The 23,679-nt window shown below is 71.6% G+C and carries 18 protein-coding genes; 8 read left to right on the forward strand and 10 right to left on the reverse strand.

Going from position 1 to position 23,679, the window contains the following annotated elements; genetic code table 11:
- Positions 1 to 69 precede the first annotated feature (69 nt).
- Positions 70 to 534, forward strand: a complete 465-nt coding sequence (locus Q1V71_RS02330) for an SRPBCC family protein (RefSeq protein ID WP_300640203.1) — start codon at positions 70 to 72, stop codon at positions 532 to 534.
- A 77-nt stretch (positions 535 to 611) separates the two neighbouring features.
- Here the strand turns inward: Q1V71_RS02330 and Q1V71_RS02335 are convergent, their stop codons facing one another.
- From Q1V71_RS02335 to Q1V71_RS02345, 3 genes are all read right to left on the reverse strand, one after another.
- Positions 612 to 3,914, reverse strand: coding sequence for an immune inhibitor A domain-containing protein (locus tag Q1V71_RS02335; RefSeq protein ID WP_300640206.1), 3,303 nt, complete (start codon positions 3,912 to 3,914; stop codon positions 612 to 614).
- Between the two features lie 284 nt (positions 3,915 to 4,198).
- Positions 4,199 to 5,284: an inositol-3-phosphate synthase gene (locus Q1V71_RS02340; RefSeq protein WP_300640209.1), complete on the reverse strand. Its 1,086-nt coding sequence runs from the start codon at positions 5,282 to 5,284 to the stop codon at positions 4,199 to 4,201.
- Positions 5,285 to 5,352: 68 nt separating this feature from the next.
- Complete coding sequence (locus Q1V71_RS02345; protein WP_300640212.1) at positions 5,353 to 5,964, reverse strand: PadR family transcriptional regulator; 612 nt, start codon at positions 5,962 to 5,964, stop codon at positions 5,353 to 5,355.
- 198 nt (positions 5,965 to 6,162) lie between these two features.
- Here Q1V71_RS02345 and Q1V71_RS02350 point away from each other — a divergent pair, with 198 nt between their 5' ends.
- Together Q1V71_RS02350 and Q1V71_RS02355 are read left to right on the forward strand one after the other, a co-directional pair.
- Positions 6,163 to 8,442, forward strand: a complete 2,280-nt coding sequence (locus Q1V71_RS02350; RefSeq protein WP_300640215.1) for a transglycosylase domain-containing protein — start codon at positions 6,163 to 6,165, stop codon at positions 8,440 to 8,442.
- Positions 8,443 to 8,464: 22 nt separating this feature from the next.
- Entirely contained in the window at positions 8,465 to 9,916 is a 1,452-nt protein-coding gene (locus tag Q1V71_RS02355) for a glycosyltransferase 87 family protein (RefSeq protein ID WP_300640218.1), read from the forward strand.
- A 37-nt stretch (positions 9,917 to 9,953) separates the two neighbouring features.
- On the opposite strand, the gene Q1V71_RS02360 is transcribed toward Q1V71_RS02355, so the two are convergent.
- From Q1V71_RS02360 to Q1V71_RS02375, 4 genes are all read right to left on the reverse strand, one after another.
- Positions 9,954 to 11,063 (reverse strand): alanine racemase, encoded by a 1,110-nt coding sequence (locus Q1V71_RS02360; RefSeq protein WP_300640220.1) that lies wholly within the window; start codon positions 11,061 to 11,063, stop codon positions 9,954 to 9,956.
- A 16-nt stretch (positions 11,064 to 11,079) separates the two neighbouring features.
- Complete coding sequence (locus Q1V71_RS02365) at positions 11,080 to 12,231, reverse strand: lipid II:glycine glycyltransferase FemX (RefSeq protein WP_367280117.1); 1,152 nt, start codon at positions 12,229 to 12,231, stop codon at positions 11,080 to 11,082.
- Between the two features lie 81 nt (positions 12,232 to 12,312).
- Positions 12,313 to 13,110 (reverse strand): deoxyribonuclease IV, encoded by a 798-nt coding sequence (locus Q1V71_RS02370; protein ID WP_300640223.1) that lies wholly within the window; start codon positions 13,108 to 13,110, stop codon positions 12,313 to 12,315.
- A 104-nt stretch (positions 13,111 to 13,214) separates the two neighbouring features.
- On the reverse strand, positions 13,215 to 14,222 hold the full coding sequence (locus tag Q1V71_RS02375) for a serine/threonine-protein kinase (protein WP_300640226.1): 1,008 nt from the start codon (positions 14,220 to 14,222) through the stop codon (positions 13,215 to 13,217).
- A gap of 246 nt (positions 14,223 to 14,468) precedes the next feature.
- Here Q1V71_RS02375 and rpsF point away from each other — a divergent pair, with 246 nt between their 5' ends.
- The 4 genes from rpsF to rplI all read left to right on the forward strand — a co-directional run bounded on the left by rpsF (position 14,469) and on the right by rplI (position 16,294).
- Positions 14,469 to 14,759, forward strand: coding sequence for a 30S ribosomal protein S6 (rpsF, locus tag Q1V71_RS02380; protein WP_300640229.1), 291 nt, complete (start codon positions 14,469 to 14,471; stop codon positions 14,757 to 14,759).
- A gap of 138 nt (positions 14,760 to 14,897) precedes the next feature.
- Complete coding sequence (locus Q1V71_RS02385; protein ID WP_300640232.1) at positions 14,898 to 15,467, forward strand: single-stranded DNA-binding protein; 570 nt, start codon at positions 14,898 to 14,900, stop codon at positions 15,465 to 15,467.
- A gap of 126 nt (positions 15,468 to 15,593) precedes the next feature.
- The gene (gene rpsR, locus Q1V71_RS02390; protein WP_179532621.1) at positions 15,594 to 15,830 is read left to right on the forward strand and encodes a 30S ribosomal protein S18; all 237 of its coding nucleotides are present in this window, start codon (positions 15,594 to 15,596) and stop codon (positions 15,828 to 15,830) included.
- A gap of 17 nt (positions 15,831 to 15,847) precedes the next feature.
- The gene (rplI, locus tag Q1V71_RS02395; protein ID WP_300640235.1) at positions 15,848 to 16,294 is read left to right on the forward strand and encodes a 50S ribosomal protein L9; all 447 of its coding nucleotides are present in this window, start codon (positions 15,848 to 15,850) and stop codon (positions 16,292 to 16,294) included.
- A gap of 190 nt (positions 16,295 to 16,484) precedes the next feature.
- Here the strand turns inward: rplI and Q1V71_RS02400 are convergent, their stop codons facing one another.
- The 3 genes from Q1V71_RS02400 to Q1V71_RS02410 all read right to left on the reverse strand — a co-directional run bounded on the left by Q1V71_RS02400 (position 16,485) and on the right by Q1V71_RS02410 (position 19,895).
- A complete protein-coding gene (locus tag Q1V71_RS02400) occupies positions 16,485 to 17,705 on the reverse strand; it encodes a hypothetical protein (RefSeq protein ID WP_300640237.1) in 1,221 nt (406 codons plus the stop codon).
- A 107-nt stretch (positions 17,706 to 17,812) separates the two neighbouring features.
- Complete coding sequence (locus tag Q1V71_RS02405) at positions 17,813 to 18,451, reverse strand: hypothetical protein (protein ID WP_300640239.1); 639 nt, start codon at positions 18,449 to 18,451, stop codon at positions 17,813 to 17,815.
- Between the two features lie 34 nt (positions 18,452 to 18,485).
- On the reverse strand, positions 18,486 to 19,895 hold the full coding sequence (locus Q1V71_RS02410) for an MATE family efflux transporter (RefSeq protein ID WP_300640242.1): 1,410 nt from the start codon (positions 19,893 to 19,895) through the stop codon (positions 18,486 to 18,488).
- A 539-nt stretch (positions 19,896 to 20,434) separates the two neighbouring features.
- On the opposite strand from Q1V71_RS02410, the gene Q1V71_RS02415 reads away from it, so the two are divergent.
- Positions 20,435 to 23,134, forward strand: coding sequence for a replicative DNA helicase (locus tag Q1V71_RS02415; RefSeq protein WP_300640244.1), 2,700 nt, complete (start codon positions 20,435 to 20,437; stop codon positions 23,132 to 23,134).
- The last annotated feature ends 545 nt before the right edge of the window (positions 23,135 to 23,679 follow it).

Below are 23,679 nucleotides of genomic sequence, written 5' to 3' on the forward strand. Positions count from 1 at the left end.
GCCGCGAGACCCTGACCACGCGTCGGGCCACCCTGCCGCGGACGGCGTACCGGCGGTACGGTCCCGCGCATGACGACTCCCGACGAGCTCAGCGCCTCCCTCGAGATCGATGCCGCCCCGGCCCAGGTGTGGGCCCTGATCGCCGACCTGCCGCGGATGCGGGAGTGGAGCGACCAGGTCGTGTCCACCAAGGTCATCGGCGGCGAGGTCAAGGTGGGCGCGCGGATGGTCAACCTCAACCAGCAGGGCTGGAAGCGCTGGCCCACGACCGCCAAGGTGGTGCGCTGCACCCCCCACTCCGACCTGGCGTTCCGGGTCGCGGAGAACAAGACGGTGTGGTCTTACCAGCTCGAGCCCCTCGACGGCGGCGCCCGCACGAAGGTCACCCACCGGCGCGAGACCCCCGAGGGCATCTCGGCGCTGTCCAAGGGCCTGACCAAGGTCGTCCTGGGCGGCATGGACGGCTTCACCGCCGAGATGCGCTCGGGCATGCAGTCCACGCTGGAGCGGATCAAGGCGGCCGCGGAGCGCTGAGGCTCCCGACCCCCGCCGTCCGACGAACCGCCCCGTCCTTCTGCGAGGACGGGGCGGTTCGCTGTCAGCGGCGGAGGTCAGTAGCCGTAGTCGTAGCGCCCGCAGCCCGTGCCCAGCCGGAACGCGACGGTGCCGGTGAGGTCACCGTCCGACCGCGAGGGGCCCTCGGAGTCGCCCTTCATCGACAGCACCTTGAACGACAGGCAGCGGTAGGCGAAGAGCCAGTCGGTCGTCGCCTCCGCGTCCTTGGCCTGGCGGCTCGGGTCGCTGTAGTTGTCGACCCACCCGCTGCCGAAGTCGGAGAAGGTGCTGCGCCCCCTGCCGGCCTTGAACGCCGCGTCGGCGAGGTCCGGGGTGTCGTTGCCCGGCTCGGGCACCGAGTCGAGCACGTGCTGGGCCGGCGGGTTGTCGGTGCCCGCGTTGCCGTAGCCGTGCGCCTCGTCGGTGTAGGTCAGCGACAGACCCGGCTCGAAGGTGATCGGGTCACGGTCGATCTGGCCCTTGCCGTCCAGGTCGAAGCCCGACCGGTCGCGCATCTCCAAGTAGTAGGCGTGGTCGAAGTCGGCCTCCTGGCCGGCCTTCACGTAGTTCCACGCCAGCGTGCACGAGCCGGGACCGTCGCTCTTGCAGCCACCGGGGAAGACCTGCGGGTCGTCGGGACCACCGGTCTTCTCGAAGCTGCTGGCGAACAGCTTCCGCTTCGTGCCGTCGGGCAGGGTCGCGGTGACCTCGAGGTCGTCGATGAACCAGCCCGGCCGGGCCAGGCCCGGGTCGGTGGAGTAGCTGAACCGCAGGACCGGCGTCTTGGCACCGACCAGGTCGGAGACGTCGTAGCTGTCGGCGAGGAAGACCGGGCTGGGGGTGTTGCCCGCCTTGCGGTCCACGATCTCGGTGCCGGCCTGGTAGGAGCCGGAGGTACCCGTGATGCCGTTGTCGTACGCCGCCTGGCAGCCGTTCTGGTTGGGGTTGCCCTGCGTGGGGTCGAGGTTGGACGTCGTGTAGCCGTTCTCCGAGGGGTGCGAGACGAAGTCCTTGCCGTCGGTGGAGGTCAGCACGAAGCCGTAGTCGTAGTCCCACTCGATGTCCCAGAAGGACTTGAACCGGGCGTTGATCGTCGTGCCCGCAGGGAGCTTGGAGGCTCCCGGCAACGAGATGTCGAGGTTCTTGCCACCGCCGTCCGTGGCGCAGCCGAAGTCGTTGCCGGACCCGGAGAACCACGCGGAGCGCTTGCTCGCGCCGTCACCGGAGTCGAAGACCGACTCGCCGATCAGCGTGCGACCGGGCAGCTTGGCGACGTACATCTCGGAGTTGCGCACGATGCCGTCGCGGCCGTGCACCAGGGTGTAGGGCTTGCCCGCCGGGGTGCGCCAGGTGATGCGACCGGTGTCCTGCTTGGAGTCCTTGAAGCCGCGGACGGTCCGCTTGCTGCCCGGCTGGAGCACCTCGGGCACGACCCACCCGAGCTCCTGACGGCTGAAGGCGTCCATGTTCTGGCTCTTGTCGGTGGCCATGAGGTTCCAGTCGCCGTAGGTCTCGCGACCGCCGAGCGAGTAGAAGTCCGGCAGGCCCAGGGAGTGGCCGTACTCGTGGGAGATCACCGAGGCCGCGTCGATGGCCGTCTCGGGGTTGACGTTGTAGGGGCCGACCCGCACGAAGACCTTGAGGTCCTTGCCGGTGTTGCGCGTGGTCATCTTCTTGCGCGCCTTCGTGGTGTACCAGAGCGGCCGGCCCTCGAGGTCCTTGAGCTGGTCGTCGGTGGTGATGCCCGTCAGACCGGTCTCGGGGTCGGTGAAGTAGGACTCCAGCGACGAGGAGTGCGGCCAGATGTTGTCGTAGGGCGCGGCGTCGGACGGCGCCTCCGAGCAGGCACCGAGCTGGCTGGCGCCGTTGCCGCCGCAGCCGGCGAAGACGGCCATGAAGAAGTCGACGACGCCGTCCTTGTCGGTGTCGAAGTCGGAGTAGTCGATCTCCGGGTCGGCCAGCACGACCGCGTCCGCGACGAGCTTGCCGGTCGGGCCGCAGCCGCTGTCGATCTGCTGCAGGGCCGCGACCCCGCCGAGGGCCCCGATGACCGCCGAGCCGTTGGCGTCGGCGCCGTAGTACTGCGTGGTGCCGGGCAGGTTGTAGACGCCGTTGGTGATCCGCTCGGGGTAGAGCGGGCTGCCCAAGGCGGCCTCGCCGAGGTCACCGAACGTGACGCCGGTGCAGGTGTTCAGGGTGGCCGGGTCGGTCCGGTAGAGCGGGAAGCCGGGCCCGTAGTCGAAGTCCGCGGTCGCGATCCCGGCCGAGGGCACGGTGCCCTCGGGGAAGAGCTGGCCCAGCGACATCTCCTGGAACAGGTTGAACGTCGAGCCGTCGAAGCGGGGGGAGTTGATGATCCGCTCCAGCTGCTCGCCGGTGTGCTCGGGGGTGTAGGCGCGGTCGACGTACTGCACCGGGACGACGGGGAAGGGCCGGTCGCCGTAGCGGGCGGTGTCGAAGCGCTCGGCCGGCGGGATGACCTTGGGGCCGTGGCTGGTGGAGGTGGTGGTGCGACCGCCGGAGGAGAGGGTGGCGCGCGTGGACAGGTCGCGCCACACGACGGTGGGCAGCTTCCTGGTCGACGCGGCGCGCGACTCCACGACCAGGCGAGCAGTGCCGCCCTTGCGCAGGCTCGGCACCGACCAGCGGATCGCGCGGGCGGTGGTGCTGTGGGTGCCGGGGCCTCGGCTGGACAGGAACGAGGTGCCCTGCGGCGCCGCGACGGTGACGGTCGAGCCGGGGAGGGTCTTGCCGGTGGGGTTGGTGACGGTGATGGTCGAGGGGTAGCGCTCGCCCGGCTTGACCCAGCCGACCGAGGACACGAAGGAGTTCTCCAGGCGCAGGCCGGTCGCGCGTGAGGCGACGGTGACCGCGCGGGCACCGGCGTCCTCCGCCGCGAACCCGGCGTACGACGCGTCGACGGCGCGCACGGCCAGCGAGACGGCCCCGTCGGTGGCGTCCACGCGCGCGAGCAGCCCGGCCGGGACCGTGGTGTCGAACGAGCCGTCGGGCTCCGCCACGACGTCCTGGTCCGCGAGCACCAGGCCCCGCGCGTCGAGGAGCTGGAGGGTGAAGGAGGCCGGGACACCGGTGTCGGGCAGGCCGAGCCGGGACCGGGTCACGGTCGAGACCGTGCCGGTGACCTGCAGGTCCTCGCCGGGCACGACCTCGTCGAGCTCGTCGAAGGCGACCGTCAGCAGCCGGTCGTCGAGGGTGGAGAGCAACGAGCCCTCGTCCCGGGCCTGCTCGGCGGCGGCCGGGGAGAGGGCGAGCGGGGCGGCGGCCCCGGAGAGCACGGCCAGCGCGAGGCCGGCGGTGAGCCCACGGCGTACGACGCGGGCGCGGAGGGAGGTGGGCATGTCGGCCTTCGGGTGGCTGCGGCCGCCGTGGGTCGGGCGACCTGGGAGCAGGATCCGCGGATCCCGCGGTCCTGTTCGGCCAAACGACGGGTGCCGTGAGGCGTTACGCACCCAGACGCACACCGCCCCGCCGGGACGGGGTCCTGGCGGGGCGGTGGGTGGCTGATGGCGGACCTCAGCCTGCTTCGCCGCTCACGGGGTCTCGACACGCCTTGCGCGACTTCGTTCCTCAGTCGCGGGCTTGCTCGACCTGCGGGCGGTAGGAGCGACCTTCGTGCCTCAGGTCACTCCTCGCCCTTGATGAAGGCCTCCACGCGGCGGCGGCCCTCGTCGTCGGGCAGCTGCACCGGGGGCGACTTCATGAGGTACGACGACGCCGAGATGATCGGCCCGCCGATGCCGCGGTCCTTGGCGATCTTGCAGGCGCGCAGGGCGTCGATGATGATGCCGGCGCTGTTGGGGGAGTCCCAGACCTCGAGCTTGTACTCCAGGTTCAGCGGGACGTCGCCGAAGGCGCGACCCTCGAGGCGGACGTAGGCCCACTTGCGGTCGTCGAGCCACGCGACGTAGTCCGAGGGACCGATGTGGACGTTCTTGTCGTAGACCTTGCCGGCCAGCTCGCCGGAGAGGTTGGACGTCACGGCCTGGGTCTTGGAGACCTTCTTGGACTCCAGGCGCTCGCGCTCGAGCATGTTCTTGAAGTCCATGTTGCCGCCGACGTTGAGCTGGTAGGTGCGGTCCAGCGTCACGCCGCGGTCCTCGAACAGCCTGGCCATCACGCGGTGGGTGATGGTCGCGCCGACCTGGGACTTGATGTCGTCACCGACGATCGGGACGCCGGCGTCCTCGAACTTCTTGGCCCACTCGGGGTCGGAGGCGATGAAGACGGGCAGGGCGTTGACGAAGCCGACGCCGGCGTCGATCGCGCACTGGGCGTAGAACTTGTCGGCCTCCTCGGAGCCCACCGGGAGGTAGGACACCATCACGTCGACCTCGGCGTCCTTGAGCGCCTGGACGACGTCGACCGGGTCGGCGCCGGACTCCTCGATGGTCTGGAGGTAGTACTTGCCCAGGCCGTCGAGCGTCGGGCCGCGCTGGACCTCGACGCCGAGCGTCGGGACGTCGGCGATCTTGATGGTGTTGTTCTCGGAGGCGTTGATGGCCTCGGAGAGGTCCTTGCCGACCTTCTTGTCGTCGACGTCGAAGGCGGCGACGAACTCCACGTCCTTGACGTGGTACTCACCGAACGAGACGTGCATCAGACCCGGGACGGTGCCCTGGGGGTCGGCGTCCTTGTAGTACTCGACACCCTGGACGAGGGAGCTGGCGCAGTTGCCGACTCCGACGATTGCTACTCGAACCGAACCCATCGGGTCGTTCCTTCCGTGATTGCCTTGCGTGGTTGTGACGGTGGTGGATCCGGGGCGTGCGGACCGGCTCAGGCCGGCCGCGACCCCGATTCGCTCGTGGTGCTGGTGCTGGTGCCGGACTCGTCGTCGCGGTGCCGGGTGGCACCGTCGCGCTCGGCGTTGATGAGGTCCGAGAGCCACCGGACCTCCCGCTCGACGGACTCCACGCCGTGGCGCTGGAGCTCGGCCGCGTAGCGGTCGACCTCCTTCTGCGTCATGGCGAGCTGCTGCTGGACGCGGTCGAGCCGCTCCTGCAGCCGGGTGCGCCGGCCCTCGAGCACCCGCAGCCTGATCTCCATGTCGGTGCGCCCGAAGAAAGCGAACCGGATGTCGAAGTTGTCGTCCTCCCAGGCGGCGGGTCCGACCTCCGACATCAGCCGCTCGAACTCCTGGTGACCGGCCTCGGTCACCTGGTAGACGATCCGCGGCCGCTTGGTCACCGGGGTGGAGGAGACCGTGGTCTCCTCGATCAGGTTGCTGCGCAGCATCTTCTTCAGCGCCGGGTAGAGCGAGCCGTAGGACAGCACGCGCCCCCAGCCGAGCATGAGGTTCAGGCGCTTGCGCAGCTCGTAGCCGTGCATGGGTCCCTCGTGCAGCAGTCCGAGGACTGCCAGCTCGATGGTCTCTCCACGACGTGCCACGGGATGCATCGTAGCGATATATCCACCAGACGCGAACACCCGTGATATCGAGATGCGCGTCACGGTGGCCGCTCCGTGACGAACGGGTACTCCAGAGCAGGGTGCGTACCCTCTAGGGCGGCACCCGACGTGCCCGACCGACCCCGGCAGGACGGAACGACCTCAGTGACTGGCAAGCGCAGGGCCCCAGGGCCGGCCGTGAAGAAGACCGCGGCGTCCGGCAAGGGCGCGACGAGCGGCAAGGGTGCCGGCAAGGCGCCGCGCACCTGGAAGCAGCGCGGGCTCTCGGTGCTCAAGTGGGGCACCGTGGTCGGGCTCGTGATGGCGCTGCTCGCCGGGGGCGCCTTCTTCTACCTCTACCAGGCCGTCGAGATCCCCGACCCCAACGAGGACTTCGAGACCCAGACCTCGCTGATCTACTACGCCGACGGCGAGACCGAGCTGGGCAGCTTCGCCCGCCAGGACCGCACGATCATCTCCTACGACGAGATGCCGCAGGAGATCAAGGACGCGGTGGTCGCGGCCGAGAACGAGACGTTCTGGACCGACTCGGGCATCGACGTGCGCGGGATCGTGCGCGCGGCCCTCAACAACGCCTCCGGCGGGAGCACGCAGGGTGCTTCGACGATCACCCAGCAGTACGTCAAGGTCCTCTACCTCAGCCAGGAGCAGTCCTACAGCCGCAAGCTCAAGGAAGCGCTGCTCGCACTCAAGCTGCAGCGGCAGATCTCCAAGACCGAGCTGCTGACCAACTACCTGAACACCATCTACTTCGGGCGCGGGGCCTACGGCATCGAGGCGGCGGCGCAGGCCTTCTTCGACAAGCCGGCCAAGCGGCTCAAGCTGCGTGAGGCCGCGGTGCTCGCCGCCGTGCTGAACAACCCCACCACGTTCGACCCCGCCAACGGGCGGGACAACAAGGAAGCCCTGCGCGGTCGCTACGGGTACGTCCTGGACCAGATGCTGAAGCTGGACATGATCACCGCGGAGGAGCACGAGCAGGCCGCGAAGCGGCTGCCGACCTTCCCCGAGATCGAGGCGGAGTCGGCGTACGGCGGCCAGCGCGGCCACATGCTCACCCTGGTGCGCAACGAGCTGCTGCGGCTGGGCTACACCGAGGACCAGATCGACGGCGGCGGCCTGCGGGTCACCACGACCCTCAGCGAGGAGGCGATGACCGCGGCGCAGGAGGCCGTGGTCGAGGCGCGCCCCGAGGGCTTCGGCGACAAGCAGCTGCACGTCGGCACCGCCAGCGTCGAGGTCGGCACCGGCCGGCTGCTGGGGTTCTACGCCGGTCAGGACTACCTCGACTCCCAGATCAACTGGGCCGTCTCCGGCGGCATGGTCGGCTCCACGATGAAGCCGGTCACCCTGGCCGCTGCCCTCAAGGAGGGCTTCTCCCTCAACGACACCTTCGCCGGCACCTCGCCCTACGTCTTCCCCGACGGCCTCGAGGTCACCAACCCCTCGGGTCCCTACCCGGCCCGGGTCAACGCGGTCGCTGCGATGGAGGACTCGATCAACACCGCCTTCGTCGACATGTCCGAGGCGCTCGGCGGGCCCAGCAAGATCCACAAGATGGCCCTCGAGCTCGGCATCCCGCCGACCGAGCGTGACCAGCGCTACCCCGGCATCCCGGCGACCAGCCGCGACCTGATGCCCGACGACACCCTCTTCACCCTCGGTCGCGCCCGCGTCAGCCCGATCAACATGGCCAACACCTACGCCACGATCGCCAACGGCGGTCGGCGCGCGCAGGTCCACGTGATCGAGAGGGTCGAGCTGGCCGACGGCACGGTCGACTACGAGTTCGACGAGGAGAGCGAGCGGGTCCTCGACGAGGACATCGCCGCCGACGTCTCCTACGCGATGCAGGAGACGGTCGCCGACGGCTCGGGCCGGACGGTCCTGCCGCTGGGCCGTCCTGCCGCTGGCAAGACCGGCACCGCGACCAACAGCGACGACGACGTCTCCTCGGCCTGGTTCGTCGGCTACACCCCGCAGGTCGCCACCGCGGTGATGTACGTCCGCGGCGACGGTGACGACCAGCTCGACACGTGGTTGCCGTCCTACTTCGGCTCCGGCTTCCCCGCACAGACCTGGCTGGCCCTCATGACCCGGATGATGGAGGGCGTGGAGGTCGAGGACTTCCCCGACCCGGTCTTCGTCGACGGCGACGCCCCGGAGGGCTACGAGCCCACGACGGCCCCGCCGAGCCCGACGCGCCGGCCCACGCCCACGCGCAGCCCCGAGCCGACCGAGTCCGCCGAGCCCACCGAGGAGCCCACCGAGTCGGCCGAGCCGACCCAGGAGCCCACCGACGGCCCGTGCGAGGGGCTGCTGTGCCCCTCGGACTCCGCCGAGCCGTCGCCGAGCGGGGAGCCGACGCAGTCCTCCTCGCCGAGCCCCAGCGGCAACGCCGGGGGCGGCGCCTCGAGCAGCGCGCAGCCGGAGTCCCGCCGCGAAGACGTCCCGTGACCGCGGCCCGGGCCTGCCAGCGATGAGCGAGCCGGACGGTTCCTCGCCGGAGGCGCGAGCGTCACGTCGTACGCCGGCGGGGGCCGCGGACGACGGGGTGGTCCGGGTCCTCAGCGAGGTCGCCGGCGGGCCGGCCGGCGCCCACTCGCGCGGGCACCGGTGGTGGACCCCCGTGCGGGTCCTGCTGGCGCTGACCGCGGTCGTCTTCGCCCTGGGCATGGTGCAGAAGGCCAGCTGCGTCGAGGACGGGTGGACCGACGGAGAGCAGCGCTTCACGCACATGTGCTACTCCGACCTGCCCTACCTCTACACGGGTCGGGGCCTCGCGGAGCTGGCCTGGCCCTACTCCAACGACGCGGAGGTGCGCGAGCGCTACCCCGAGGTGATGGAGTACCCCGTCGGCATCTCCTACTGGGCGTGGGGCTCGGCCTGGGTCGCCCAGCTCGTGACCGGGGGTGCGGACCTGGACGAGCGGCGGCTGCAGCCGACCGACTCCCTCTTCGGCGACCCGGAGGTGCAGGACGAGATCCGTGCCTTCGTGGTCGTCAACGCCCTCGGCTTCGCGGTGCTCGCGCTGCTCTCGACCTGGCTGCTGGCCCGCGTCGACCCGCGCCGGCCGTGGGACGCTGCCGCCTTCGCGGCCGCCCCGGTGCTGGCCCTGACCGCGCTGGTCAACTGGGACCTCCCGGCCGTGGTGCTGGTCGCCGGGGCGCTGTGGGCGTGGTCGCGCGACCGGCCGGTGCTCACCGGCGTGCTCATCGGCCTGGGCACCGCGACCAAGCTCTACCCGCTCTTCCTGCTCGGCGGGGTGCTGGTGCTGGCCTGGCGGCGGCGCGACCTGAAGCCCTTCGGGCTGGCCGTGGTCGCTGCGGCGGTGAGCTGGCTGCTGGTGGACCTCCCGGCGATGCTCACGGGCTTCGCGCAGTGGAAGGTCTTCTGGAGCTTCAACTCCGACCGTGGCGCGGACCTGGGGTCCGTGTGGCTCGTGGCCGCCCAGGCCTTCGACCTCGACATCTCGCCCGACACCATCAACACCGTCTCGCTCGCGCTGTTCGGTGCCTGGTGCCTGGGGGTGGCCGCGATCGGTGTGCTCGCGCCGCGCACCCCCAGCCTGGCGCAGCTCGGGCTGCTCGTGGTCGCCGGCTTCCTGCTGGTCAACAAGGTCTACTCGCCGCAGTACGTCCTGTGGCTGCTGCCCCTCGCCGTGCTCGCCGTGCCCCGCTGGCGCGACCAGCTGGTCTGGCAGGGCACCGAGGTCCTCTACTTCGCCTCCGTCTGGTGGTACCTCGGCGGGGAGCTGGCTCCCGGGGGCGGGGAGGACGCCGGGTTCTACTGGCTCGCGATCCTGGTCCGGGTGGCCGGGGAGCTGTACCTCTGCGGGCTGGTCGTGCGGGACCTGTGGCGGCGGGAGGGGGAGGGGTCCGGGGGTGAATCGGGATACTCCGAATCAGAATTGATGCCCAGCTCGCGCTGAGCATCAGAAATGATTCGGACTACCCCGATCGGCGGCCTCAGACCACGTCCACCCGGTCGAACGCGGTGATCGTGTAGCGCACCCGGACGTCGAGCTGCTCGCCGACGACCGGCACGCGCGACCCGCTGGGCACGAAGAGCATCGAGGCCTGCATGTGCGGCGGCTCGGCGAAGAGCCGCTGCTTGCCGTCGAGGGAGAACGGCGAGCGGACGAAGCCGAGCGCGTCCAGGCCACCGCGGGCCAGGGTGCCGGCGCGGCCCTTGAGCCCGAGGTCGCCCGAGGGTGCCTCCAGGCCGATGCCGTGGGCGGTGCCGCCGGAGACGACCAGCAGGTGCCCGGACTTCGGCGCGGTGCGGCCGCGGTAGCCGAAGGCGTCGCCGCGCTCGACCGGGTGGACGTCGAGCACGGTGGAGGTCACCCGCAGCGCCCCGCGGTCACCGAGCCACAGGCCGGTGCCGATGCGGGGGCGGAAGGTGAAGTCGGGCCAGCGGTGCTGCAGCGTCGCCAGCTCCTGCTCGCTCAGGTGGGAGACCCAGATGGTGTGGGCGCCCAGCACCCCGGTGGGGCCGGTCTCGGGCAGCCCGGCTCCGACCACGTCGTTGAGCAGCCGGTCGACCTCGGTGACGTGGGTGCCCTGGCCCAGGGGCAGGTGCAGGGCCACGCCCTCGAGCCGGGCGCCGCGGCCCTGGAGGTGCTCGGCGGCGGTCCACAGCTCGCGGGCGCTCAACCCGTGGCGCTGCATCGAGGTCGAGCGCTCCAGGACGAACCGGGCGTCGGGGCGGCGCGCGAGCAGGTCGCCGAGGTCCTCGAGCCGGGAGACGGTGTGGACCAGCCGGCGGGCGAGCCGGTCGTCGGCGAGGGCGTCCACGGCCGGGCCGAAGGGTCGCCACGGCGTCAGGACGAGCAGGCTGCCGTCGTACCGGCTGGAGACCTCGGGGAGCTCGGCGTAGGTGCCGACGGCGATCGTGTCGGCGGTGGTCGGGGCGAGGTCCTGGTCGAGCAGCCACTGGGTACGCCGGGCCAGCCGGCCGAGCGTGAAGCCGTAGCCGTTGCCCTTGCAGACCGGCACCAGGCCGGGGTGCGCCTCGGCGGTGGCGCGCAGGTGGGAGCGCCAGCGCTCGCCGTCGACGGTCAGGGTCAGGCTCATCGGTGGGCCACCCGCCTCATCGCCGGGCCATGTAGAGCTCGAACGCCTTGTAGAGCGGCCGGTTGAGCGGGAGGTCCCACTCGCCGGCGTACTCCACGGCCTGGCCGCCGGTGCCGACCTTGAACTGGATCAGTCCGACGTGGGAGTCCTCGGCGTCGAGGGTGTCGGTGATGCCGCGCAGGTCGTAGACGTGGGCGCCGGCCGCGAGGGCGTCGCGGACCATGGCCCACTGCACCGCGTTGGACCCGCGGACCTCGCGCTTGTCGGTGGACGAGGCGCCGTAGGAGTACCAGGAGTGGGTGCCGACGCGGATCGCGATGGTCGCGGCGACCAGGTCGCCCTCGTGCCGGGCCTCGTAGAGCCGGATCCGGTCGGCCTGGCCGACCGCCTCGCCGTCGGCGGCCAGGGCCTCGACCATCGTGCGGAAGTAGGGCAGCGGGCGCGGGGTGAAGTGGTCGCGCTGCGCGGTGTGGACGTAGAGCGCGTGGAAGTCCTCGAGTCGGGCCAGGGCGTCCTCGCGGCCCTGGCTGGCGGTGACCTCGACGCCCTCCTTGGCCGCCTTCTTGATGTTGCGCCGCCACAGCTGGTTCATGCCCTTGAGGACGTCGTCCTCGGTCTTGGGCGTGCCGTCCGCGTCGACGAGCGGCACCTGGAAGACGAACTGGGGCTGACCGGCGGCGAACCCGCCCTCGGCGACCTGCTGGCGCCAGCCGAGCTCGCGCAGCTGGGTGAGCACACGGGCTCCTGCGGGGTCGCGCTCGAGCGGGGCGAGGTCGCCCAGGCGGCGTACGCCGTCGTCGGCGATGCCGTCCTTGACCTGCTGCGCGCTCCAGCGGGCCGTGACCACCGGCGGGCCGATCCGCAGGCCGAAGGCGCCGCGGGCCTTCACGTGCGCGGCGAGCGGGACGAGCGCGTCGGCGAGGTCGAGGTCGGCCCAGTCGAGGACCGGGCCCTCGGGGACGTAGGCGAGGTAGCGCTTGACCTTCGGCAGCTGGCGGTAGAGGACCAGCGCGGCGCCGACCAGGGTGTCACCGTCGAAGAAGCCGACCGACTCGCGGCGCCACTCGGCCTTGACCCGGCCCCAGCCGGGGGTCTGCAGGAAGCTGGCGCTGGGCCGGCTCGCGACGTGGTCGCGGTGGGTCGCCTCGTCGATCTCGCGGACCTGCAGGGGGGCGCGGAGGGAGTCGGCTGGCACGGGTCGGACGTTACCGCGGTGCGACACCCGGCCGGTGGTCGGCGGGGTGGGCGGTCAGAGCCGGGCCCGCAGCCAGGCGAAGTCCGCCACGTGTGCCTCGGCGGGCCCGGGGGTCTCGCACACCACGGGCGCACCGGCGTCGCGGACGACCGCGGCCAGCAGGTCGGGGTCGATCTCACCGGCGCCGAAGCTGGCGTGCCGGTCGGCCCCGGAGCCGAAGGCGTCGCGGCTGTCGTTGGCGTGGACCAGGTCGATGCGACCCGTGATGGCGCGCACCTTCTCCACCACCGTCTCCAGCTCGTTGCCGCCGGCGTGGGCGTGGCAGGTGTCGAGGCAGAAGCCGACCATGTCCGCGCCCTCGGCCCCGGAGATGGCGTCCCAGACCCGGCCGATCCGCTCCAGGTGGCGGGTCATGGCGTTGTCGCCGCCGGCGGTGTTCTCGATGAGCAGCGGGATGGTGATCTCGGTGGCCTCGACCGCCTTGCGCCAGTTGTCGAAGCCCTTCTCGGGGTCGTCGGCCTTGTTGACGTGCCCGCCGTGGACGATGAGCCCCTTGGCGCCGATCTCGGTGGCGGCGGTCATGTGCTGCTGCAGCAGCTTGCGGCTGGGGATGCGGATCCGGTTGTTGGTGGTGGCGACGTTGACGATGTACGGCGCGTGGACGTAGAGGTCCACCCCTGCTGCCTCGGCGTCCGCACGCAGCTTCTCCGCCCCGCCCGGGTAGCGGACTTCGGGACCCTGGTAGCCCTGCGGGTCGCCGAGGAAGAACTGCACCAGGGGCGCCTGGCGGGCCGCGGCCTCGGCCAGCGGGTCGTCCTGCTCCACGTGGGCGCCGATCTTCAGCTCGCTCATGGCGCCAGCGTAGGAGGGGGCGCCGACGGCTCCGAGGCGGTGTCCGGGTGGGATCGCGTCGAGGCCGAGGTGCGGACTACCCGCGTGTGGCGTGCTCCCCGGGGTCAGGCGAGCAGGAGGGCCGTGACCAGGAGGACCAGGGCGAGCAGGAGCAGCAGCGCCGGGAGGGCCAGCGGGGCCGCACCCGGGCGGGTCGACACGGAGGCGGCCATCCGGTCGGGCACGTCGGGGGTCGGGCGGTCGCGGCTCCAGGGCGGCCCGGGCGGGAGGTCGAGCGCGCGGAGGCCCGCGAGGGCCGCGGCCGCGTCGGCGGGGCGCCGGGCCGGGTCGGGGTCGCGCAGCGCTGCCAGGAGGGGGGCGAGGGGGCCAGGTGGCACGGGGGCGTCAGGCCCGGCCGCGGTGAGCAGCTGGGTGCCGACGACGCCGACGGCGTACAGGTCCTGCGCGGGGGTGGGCGGTCCGCCCGCGCCGAGCTCGGGGGCGAGGTAGCCGTCGGTGCCGACCGGCCCCGGCACCCGGGTCAGCCGCGGGTCGCCGGCGACGACGGCTACCCCGAAGTCGGCCAGCAGCAGCCGCGGACGACCCGCGCCGGTCGGGTCGAGCAGCAGGTTGGCCGGCTTCACGTCGCGGTGGACGACCCCGGCAGCGTGCACCGCCCCGAGCGCGTCGAGCAGCTGGTCGAGCAGCGCGGCGGCGTACGTCGTGGGGAGGGGGCCGTGCTCGAGCAGCAGGTCCTCGACCGTGCCACCGCGGACCAGGCGGGTGGCCAGCGCGACCCGCTCGTCCTCGGCGACCCAGCCGCTCGGGGACAGCACGTGCGGGTGCTCGATGCGCACCGACTGCTCGCGCACGAAGCGCAGCAGCGCCGCCGAGCCCGGGTCGTGGTGGCCGCCGCGGAGCAGCTTGAGCGCGACCTCCTCGCCGGTGCGTCGGTCCGTGGCGCGCCACACGGTGCCCATCCCGCCGGTGCCGAGGTGGGCGTGCAGGACGTAGCGGCCGGCGACGTCGCGGTCGCCGGACGGCGCGTCCGGTGCTCGGCGCGGTGCTCGCTGGGGGGCGCGGCCCGGTGCCCGGTCCGGGCGGCCGGGGGTGCGGGGTCGGGTCGGTGGCATCCTGGCCGCGCTCCTACCCCGGCACCGCCACGCCCACGCCCGGGCGGAGCGGGGCTGTGGACGCACCGCCCTCCCGCCGTCGCGGAATGGGCGGGGTCCCGCCGCCGCTGGTAACCTGCACCGTCCCTCTCCGTGGGCCACCGATGGCCACCGGGCGGGGACACCGCCGGCGTCGCCGGCGGGACGCAAGCCCTCCTGCCACGGAGATGCCGTGGCCGCTCTAGTCCAGAGGAGGTGGAGACCGCTTTGCGTGCTTACGAAGTCATGGTCATCCTCGACCCCAGCCTCGAGGAGCGCACCATCGCTCCCTCGCTCGAGAAGTACCTCGGTGTCGTGACCAAGGACGGCGGCTCTGTCGAGTCCGTCGACGTCTGGGGTCGCCGTCGCCTGGCGTACGAGATCAAGAAGAACGCCGAGGCCATCTACGCCGTCATCTCGCTGAAGGCGGAGCCGGCCACGGTCAAGGAGCTCGACCGCCAGCTGACCCTCAACGAGGCGATCCTGCGCACCAAGGTCATCCGGCCCGACGCCCGCTGATCCCCTCGGAGACGCGGTCGTCTGTGGATGACCCCTGTCGGTTGTCGGTCCGTCGCGGCAAGATCGCGACCTGACCGTACGGATCGGCACACCCGTCGGCCCCTCCGGGGTCGCACACCAACACGTTGGGAGACACCCATGGCAGGCGAGACCGTCATCACGGTGGTCGGCAACCTCACCGACGATCCTGAGCTGCGCTTCACCCCGTCCGGGGCGGCCGTGGCGAACTTCAGGATCGCGTCGACGCCGCGCAACCTCAACCGCCAGACCAACGAGTGGGAGGACGGCGAGGCGCTGTTCCTCTCCTGCTCGATCTGGCGGCAGGCCGCGGAGAACGTCGCGGAGTCCCTGCAGAAGGGGATGCGCGTGGTCGTGCAGGGCCGGCTCAAGAGCCGCTCCTACGAGACCCGCGAGGGCGAGAAGCGCACCGTCATGGAGCTCGACGTGGAGGAGATCGGTCCGTCGCTGAAGTACGCGACGGCCAAGGTCACCCGCACCACCCGACAGGGCGGCGGCGGGGGCGGTGGCTACAACGCCGGCGGTGGCGGCTACTCCGGTGGCGGCAACGCCCCGGCGGCCGGCAACGACCCGTGGGCCACCGCGGGCCCGCAGGGAGGCGGTCGTCCCCAGGGCGGCGGCTCCGGCGGCGGCCAGGGCGGACAGGACCCGTGGGGGGCGCCCGGCGTCTCCGACGAGCCCCCGTTCTGATCCGGCACCCGCGACCTGACCGATCGCGACACCCGCGTCGGGGACGACGCACCACCATCGCAATCCGCTCAACCATTCCGACCCGGTAGCCACTCCGGGACGGGCTTCTAGGAAGGAAGCACCACAATGGCCAAGCCAGTTTTGCGCAAGCCCAAGAAGAAGGTTTGCCAGTTCTGCAAGGAGAAGGCGACCGGTGTCGACTACAAGGACACCACCCTGCTCCGCAAGTTCATCTCCGACCGCGGCAAGATCCGCGCGCGTCGGGTCACCGGCAACTGCGTCCAGCACCAGCGCGACGTGGCCATCGCCGTCAAGAACGCCCGTGAGGTGGCCCTGCTGCCCTACACCTCCACCGGTCGCTGAGAGGGGCTGAGAAGACAATGAAGCTCATCCTCACGCAGGAGGTCACCGGTCTCGGTGGCCCTGGCGACGTCGTCGAGGTCAAGGACGGCTACGGCCGCAACTACCTCGTCCCGCAGGGCGTCGCGATCCGCTGGACCCGCGGTGGCGAGAAGACCGTCGAGTCCATCAAGGCCGCGCGCTCCGCACGCTCGGTCCGCGACCTCGGCCACGCCCAGGAGGTCAAGGCCAAGCTCGAGGCCCAGACGGTCAACGTGTCGGTCAAGGCCGGCGAGAGCGGTCGCCTCTTCGGCGCCGTGACCGTCGCCGAGATCGCCTCGGCCCTCTCCGCCACCACCGGCGAGTCGGTCGACAAGCGCACGATCGCCGTCGACCACGCCGTCCGCAGCCTCGGTGCCCACCAGGTCACCGTCCGCCTGCACGACGAGGTCGTCGCGACCGTGTCGCTCAACGTGGTCAAGGCCTGAGGCCCCGCACCACCAGCAACGCACCACGCACAGAGCCCCCGCCCGGTGATCCGGGCGGGGGCTCTGTCGTCGGTGCTGACCGTCTGCGATGTCGGACTGGTGTCTCGACACGGGTGTCGCGGCTGCGTTCCTCAGCCGCGGCCCTCGCTCGACCCGTCGAGCGTCGTTCGGCGCCAAGCCGCCGCACGGCTCAACGCAGCATGATCGCGTCGACCTCGATGAGCTTGCCGCGCGACATGGTCTTGAACTTCATGGTGCCGGTGAAGGACTTGCTGCTGGGGTTGCGCAGCACGATCACGGCGCCGCGCTCGATCCGCGAGGAGTTGAGCTTGGCCTTCGCCCAGTTGGGGTTGCCGGGGACCTTGTAGCGCAGGATGCCCGCCTGCGGGCGCTTGGTGGCGATCAGCCGGACCTCGCGCACGTTGGTGCCCTCGACCGAGAACCTCGCACCGAAGGCGGTGGTCTCGATGTAGGAGCCGCCGAACGCGCGGGGGGAGGCGGTCTCGCGCCACTTGCCCCCGCTCGGCAGCTCGATGTCGGCCGGGACGGTGAAGGTGGTGGTGGCCGGGTCGGGGTCGACGTTGCCCGCCGGGTCGGTCGCGCTGACGCTCAGCACCTTGGTGCCGGCACCGAGGCGACGGAAGGTCGAGTTGCCGTCCTGGCAGGGGACCTGGCGCCCGTCGATGTCGCAGCGGTAGACGACGTTGCCCTCGGAGGAGGCGAGCCGGAAGGTCGGGCTGTCGGTGGTGAGCATCGGCAGGCTCGGGGTCTCCGCGTCGAACGGCGTGTTGAAGATGAACGCCTGCGGCGCCCGGGTGTCGATCCTGACGACCTGCTTGACCGGGGTCTGCTGGGTGTCCTCCAGGTCGGTCTCGGCCGGCGAGCCCGGGATGAGCGGGTTGGTGCTCGGGTCCGAGGTGGCGTCGATGGTGCGGTCGGCAGCGTCGTACGCGCGGACCTCGAAGGTGTAGGGGACCGCGGTGGTGTCGGCGAGGCCGTCGTAGGTGACCGAGAGCGGCCCTTCGCCCTTCGTGCCGCACTGCGTCCACTCCGCCGGGGCGGCAGCCGTGTTGTAGAACTTGCACTCGAAGCGGATGACGTCGGAGTCGGCGTCGCTGTGCGCACCGTCGTAGGTGAAGGTCAGCGACCGGCTGCTGACGAAGCCAGCGTCGTTGGGTGCGGGGGTGACCGACACGAGGGTGGCCGTCGGCGGCACCTGGTCGTCGCAGCGACCGCCGGGCTGCAGGAACGGGATCGGCCCGGCCCCGGTCTCGACCTCGGAGAGGCAGCCGTTGGCGGCCTGGGCGGGAGCGGCGACGAGCGTGACCGGGAGCAGGGCACCCAGCAGCGCGGCGGCGGACGCGGCGGCCACGAGGGAGGCCGGTCGGCGCGAGCGAGGGGTACGGGTCATGGTGGGGGGTCCTCGGGGTCGGGTGCGTTCGTGCGGCGACCGGGCGGGGCCCGGGACGCCACCGCGGTGGTCGGACGAGGGGTCCAACGCGCGGGGAGGGCCCCAGGCTACGAAGACTCGCCGGATTTCGGGCGGGAATGGCGGTCTGGTCCACCCGCTGGGCCGCTCGGCCCGTCGCTGTGACCGTCGCCGGAGCCCTCCCGGGGCAGTCCGGGCAGCGGTCGGGGGTGGCCGCCGAGCCACGGTGCGCGCGCGGAGACCAGGGCCAGGACCGCGAGGAGCAGCAGGCTGAGCGTGGCGGCGAGCACGGCGGTGCCGGCCAACGAGTCCACCCCCGCGCCCAGCACCAGGACCGGGAGCACGGCGGCAGCGACGGCGAGGATGCCGACGACGGCGAACCACGCGGCCCGCCCCGGGACACCCGCCTGGCGGGCGGCGTACCGGGCGGCGTCCGCGAGCAGGGCGAGGTAGGCGAGCTGGGGCAGGCTCAGCGCCCACGCGACGGAGTCGTCGGTCGCGCTGACCTGCTCGGCCACCGCGGGCGGCCAGACCACGGCGGAGACGACCAGGGCGAGGGCCGCGCTGGTGAGCAGGGCGCTGCGGTGTCGCAGGGTGGCGGGCAGGGCCCGGGTGCCGACGAGCACCAGGAGCCAGCCGAGCGGGTCGGGGAGGAGGTCCCAGCCGCGCCCGTCGACGACCAGCGCGATGATCACCAGCCCGAGGGCGACGGGGTGGAGCGGGACCATGCGCGCAGACTACGAGGTGCCGTCCCGCGGTGGGTCAGGCCGGACCGCGCCCGACCTCCGCTCCGGTGACCATCCACCGCCCGCCCCGGGCACGCAGCAGCAGCACGAGGGCCCGGCTGCCGATGAACCCGGCGCCGAAGACCGCCCAGACGACCACCAGGTCGGCGCCGTCGACGAGCAGGAGCAGCGGCGCGTAGGCGAGCAGCACCATGACCCCGGCCCAGGCCAGGTAGCGGCCGTCGCCGGCGCCGATGATGACCCCGTCGAGGACGAAGACGACCCCGGCGACCGGTTGGAAGCAGGCGGCGACCAGCAGCACCGGCACGAGCAGCTCGTGGACACGGGGGTCGGCGGTGAAGAGCGGGCCGAGGAGCGGCGAGAGCGCGGCCAGGCCTAGGCCGGTGACGACACCGGTCCACAGTCCCCACCAGGTCATCCGCCGGGTCAGGCGGCGGGTGCCGTCGCGGTCGCCCGCGCCCAGGGAGCGGCCGGTCAGGGCCTGGGCGGCGATCGCGATGGCGTCCAGCACGAACGCGAGGAACGTCCAGATCGTCATCGCGAGCTGGTGGGTGGCGATCCGGGCCGCCTCCTCGGCGGCGAGGCGGCCACCGGGGTCGGTGCCGGCAGCCGTGCCCGTGGCGGTCCCCGGGTCGGTGGCGGCCGAGGCGACGGCGTACGCCGTGAGGACGATCGCGGCGCGCAGGGTGAGGGTGCGCACCACGAGGGGGACACCGGTGCGGGCCGCGCGCCGGACCCCGCCGGCGTCGGGGCGCAGCGGACTCCCGTGGCGCCGGGCGGCGCGCACCAGGACCGCGAGCAGCCAGCCGGCCATGCCGAGCTGGGCCAGGACCGTGCCCACGGCGGCGCCGGCGACCCCCCAGCCGACCCCGTGGACGAGCAGGACGTTGAGCGCGAGGTTCGCGGCGTTGCCGACGACGGCGACGCGCAGCGGGGTGCGGGTGTCCTGGAGTCCACGCAGCACCCCGGTGACCGCGAGCACCACCAGCAGGGGCGCGGTGCCCAGGAAGGAGAGGCGCAGGTAGTCCACCGCGTGTCGCTCGACCTCCGCGGAGACGTCGAAGAGGCCGACGAGCCAGGAGGAGGCGAGGACGCCGGCGACGGTGACCACCGCGCCGATGAGGGTGGCGAGCCACGCGCCGTCGACGCCCAGCGCGACCGCGCCCCGGAGGTCGTCGGCGCCGAGGCGGCGCGCGACGCCGGCGGTGGTGCCGTAGGCGAGGAAGATGCACAGCCCGACCACGCTCTGGAGGACCACCGCGGCGACGCCGACCCCGGCGAGCTCGGGCGTGCCGAGGCGACCCACGACCACCGCGTCGCCGAGGAGGAACAGCGGCTCGGCGACGAGGGCGAGCAGGGCCGGGACGGCCAGCCGGAGGATCTCGCGGTCGGTGGCCCGGGCCGTGGTCGGACGAGAGGTCGGCACCCTTCCCACGACCTCCTCCCAAGCAGCAATAGTCCGTTCGGACCAGATGTCCCCGCACCGGTGGATAACTCGGCGGAACGGTGGAAAACGTACTGTCCCGCTCCTTTGTCGACATACCGACCGGCGACGGGCGCATGACGGGAATGTGAACCAGGTCACCAGGCAGATTTCTTTCCTGCACAGCTGTGCAACCACGTCGTCCCAGGTCAGCGGCCGTTTTGCAGGCACGGCCGATCACTTGTCCACAGCCTCCTCCCCATCCTGTGCACACGTGGACGGGGGTCCTCCACGGGTCCTCCCCAGTTATCCCCAGGCCCTGTGGACAGGCTCCTTCCGGAGGGGCTCCACCGGCACGTACGGTCACGCGGTCGCCGGGGGTCACCCGCGCGCGCCGAGCCGGCCTCCCCACCGTCGTGGAGGCCCGGTCGAGCACCGGAGTGTCGGTGCTCGGTCCTAGCGTCGGGGCGACGCAGGCCCCCGCCCGGGGACCGCACCAGAGCAGCCAGCACCGCCGCCGCAGCCGTCATCAGGGAGCACCCGTGAGCATCACCGAGCAGCCGCCGGGCCACCTCTCCGAGCCGCCGTACGAGGACTGGGGCGACGGCCCGGTCTCCTACGCCCCCGGCGAGCGCCCGACCAAGCCCGGCGACCGCACCCCGCCGCAGGACATGGCCGCCGAGCAGTCCGTGCTCGGGTCGATGCTGATCAGCAAGGACGCCTGCGCCGAGGTCTCAGAGGTGCTGCGCGGCACCGATTACTACCGGCCCACCCACGAGACGATCCACGACGCGATCATCGACCTCTACGGCCGCAGCGAGCCGGTGGACATGATCACCGTCGCCGCCGAGCTGCAGCGGCGCGGCGAGCTCGAGCGGATCGGCGGCGCGCCCTACCTCCACACGCTCTCGGCCAACGTCCCGATCGCGGCCAACGCCGCCTACTACGCCGAGATCGTCCGGGAGAAGGCGATCCTGCGCCGGCTGGTCGACGCGGGCACGCGCATCGTCCAGATCGGGTACGCCGGGGAGGGCGAGGTCGACGACATCGTCGACCAGGCCCAGGCCGAGGTCTACAAGATCGCCGACAAGCGCGGGGGCGAGGACTACGCCCCGCTCTCCGACATCATGGACGGCGTCCTCGACGAGATCGAGGCCATCGGCAACCGGGAGGCGGGGCTCTACGGCGTGCCCACCGGCTTCGCCGACCTCGACGAGCTGACCAACGGTCTGCACTCGGGGCAGATGATCATCGTCGCCGCACGCCCCGCCATGGGGAAGTCGACGCTCGCCTTGGACTTCTGCCGGGCGGCCTCGATCCACAACAACCTGGCGAGCGTCTTCTTCAGCCTGGAGATGACGCGCTCGGAGATCACCATGCGCCTGCTCTCGGCCGAGGCGAAGGTCCCGCTCAACCACATCCGCAACGGCAACATGGGCGACGAGGACTGGACCAAGCTCGCCCGGAAGATGGGCGAGGTCTCGAGCGCGCCCATGTTCATCGACGACAGCCCCAACATGACGATGATGGAGATCCGCGCGAAGGCGCGGCGGCTCAAGCAGCGTCACGACCTGAAGCTGATCGTCATCGACTACCTCCAGCTGATGACCTCGGGAAAGAAGGTCGAGTCGCGCCAGCTCGAGGTCTCGGAGTTCTCCCGGCAGATCAAGCTGTTGGCCAAGGAGCTCGAGGTCCCGATCATCGCGCTCTCCCAGCTCAACCGTGGTCCCGAGCAGCGCGGCGACAAGCGCCCGATGATGAGCGACCTGCGTGAGTCGGGCTGCCTCACAGCCGAGACCCGGCTGCTGCGCGCCGACACCAACGCCGAGGTCAGCCTGGGCGAGCTGATGGAGTCGGGTGCGACCGACGTCCCGGTGTGGGCGCTCGACGATCGGCTCAAGCTCGTGCCGCGGACGCTCACCCACGCGTTCCCCTCCGGCACCAAGCAGGTCTTCGAGGTCACCCTCGCCTCGGGGCGGAGGGTGCAGGCGACCGGCAACCACCCGTTCCTCACCTACGACGGCTGGGTGCCGCTCGCCGAGCTCACCGTCGGTGCCCGCGTGGGTTCGGTCCGCCACGTGCCCCCGCCGATGCAGATCACCCCGCGCGACGAGGACGAGATCGTCCTCCTCGCGCACATGTTGGGGGACGGCTCGTTCGTCAAGCGGCAGCCGATCCGCTACGCCAGCATCGACGAGGCGAACCTGACCGCCGTCGCCGAGGCGGCCGCGCGTCGCTTCGGGATCACGGCGATCCGCGACGAGTACGCCGCCGCCCGCGTGACCACGCTCCGGCTCCCCGCCCCCTTCCTCCTCGCCCGCGGGCGGCGCAACCCGATCGCAGCCTGGTTGGACGAGGACGGCCTCTTCGGGCTGCGCAGCCACGAGAAGTTCGTCCCCGACTGGGTCTTCGGGCTGCCCAAGGAGCAGGTCGGTCTCTTCCTGCGGCACCTCTGGGCGACCGACGGCTGCGTGCACCTCGACGAGAAGCGCAACATGGGCCGCGTCTACTACGCGAGCACGAGCCGACGGTTGGCCGACGACGTCGCGCGCCTGCTGGCCCGGTGGAACGTCTTCACCCGGATCAAGCGGGTGCGCAAGAAGGGGTACCGCGACGGTTTCCACGTCCACGTCGTGGGCAGCGAGAACCAGCTCCGCTTCCTCGACGAGATCGGGGTCCACGGTGCGCGAGGCGAGCAGGTAGCCCGGCTCGCGGCCGCCATCCGTGACGTGAGGCCCAACACCAATCTCGACACGGTGCCCCAGGAGGTCTGGGGGCGGGTGCGAGAGGTGCTGGCCGAGCAGGGCATGACCCACCGCGAGTTCGCGACGTCGATGGGCACCGCCTTCGGCGGATCCACCATGTGGAAGCACGCTCCCAGCCGACAGCGGATGGCGCGCGTCGCCGAGGTGCTGGGTGACGCCGAGCTCGAGGTGCTCGCCACTAACGACATCTACTGGGACAGCGTCGCCTCGGTGGAGCCGATCGGTGAGCAGGAGGTCTACGACGCCACGGTCCTGGGGGTGCACAACTTCGTCGCCAACGGCATCGCCCTCCACAACTCGATCGAGCAGGACGCCGACATGGTGATCCTCCTGCACCGCGACGACGTCTACGAGAAGGAGTCGACCCGCCCCGGCGAGGCCGACCTGATCGTGGCCAAGCACCGCAACGGCCCGACCCGGGACCTCACCGTCGCGTTCCAGGGTCACTACAGCCGCTTCGTCGACATGGCCCACTGAGTCGCTCGGGTCGTGTCGAGATGCAGTTGAAACGAGGCGATCGAACTTCCGCCTCAAGAACACTGGATCAGTAGACATTTAGGTCTGTGGGGTCGAGACGGAGCCGTGTCGTCACATCAAACGAGCGGAACTGGCAGCAGACGTGAGGCGGCGCATCGGCGTTTCCGGAAGGGGATCCCTATCCGGGGCGCTCTGGCCGATACCTTGACCCTGTCGCTCCTTAAGCCGAAGTGTCATTGGCGAGTTCGAGAACGGTGACCGCATGGTCACTGTGGCCAAGTGGCGCGACGGCGCGATCGCCGAGGAGTACATCTGGGCCTGACGGGCCCCTTGCGCTGTGGCTTCGTTCGCTTGGTGGCGGGGTTTTTGCAGCGCTCCGTGGCGGTCTTGTTGCCGCGATCACGCAGGACTGGCTGCAGGTAGGTGTCGCGGTCTGAACCGAGAGGGGTGCGCCCGGTCGGGGCCGTTTGGATCGCTGCCGCTACGTCAGAGTCCGAAGGCTCCGCCGCTGACGAGGATCACGATGCCGAGGCCGATGAGAACGA

Origin of the sequence: Nocardioides sp. (assembly GCF_030149505.1) — a bacterium.
GTDB lineage: Bacteria > Actinomycetota > Actinomycetes > Propionibacteriales > Nocardioidaceae > Nocardioides.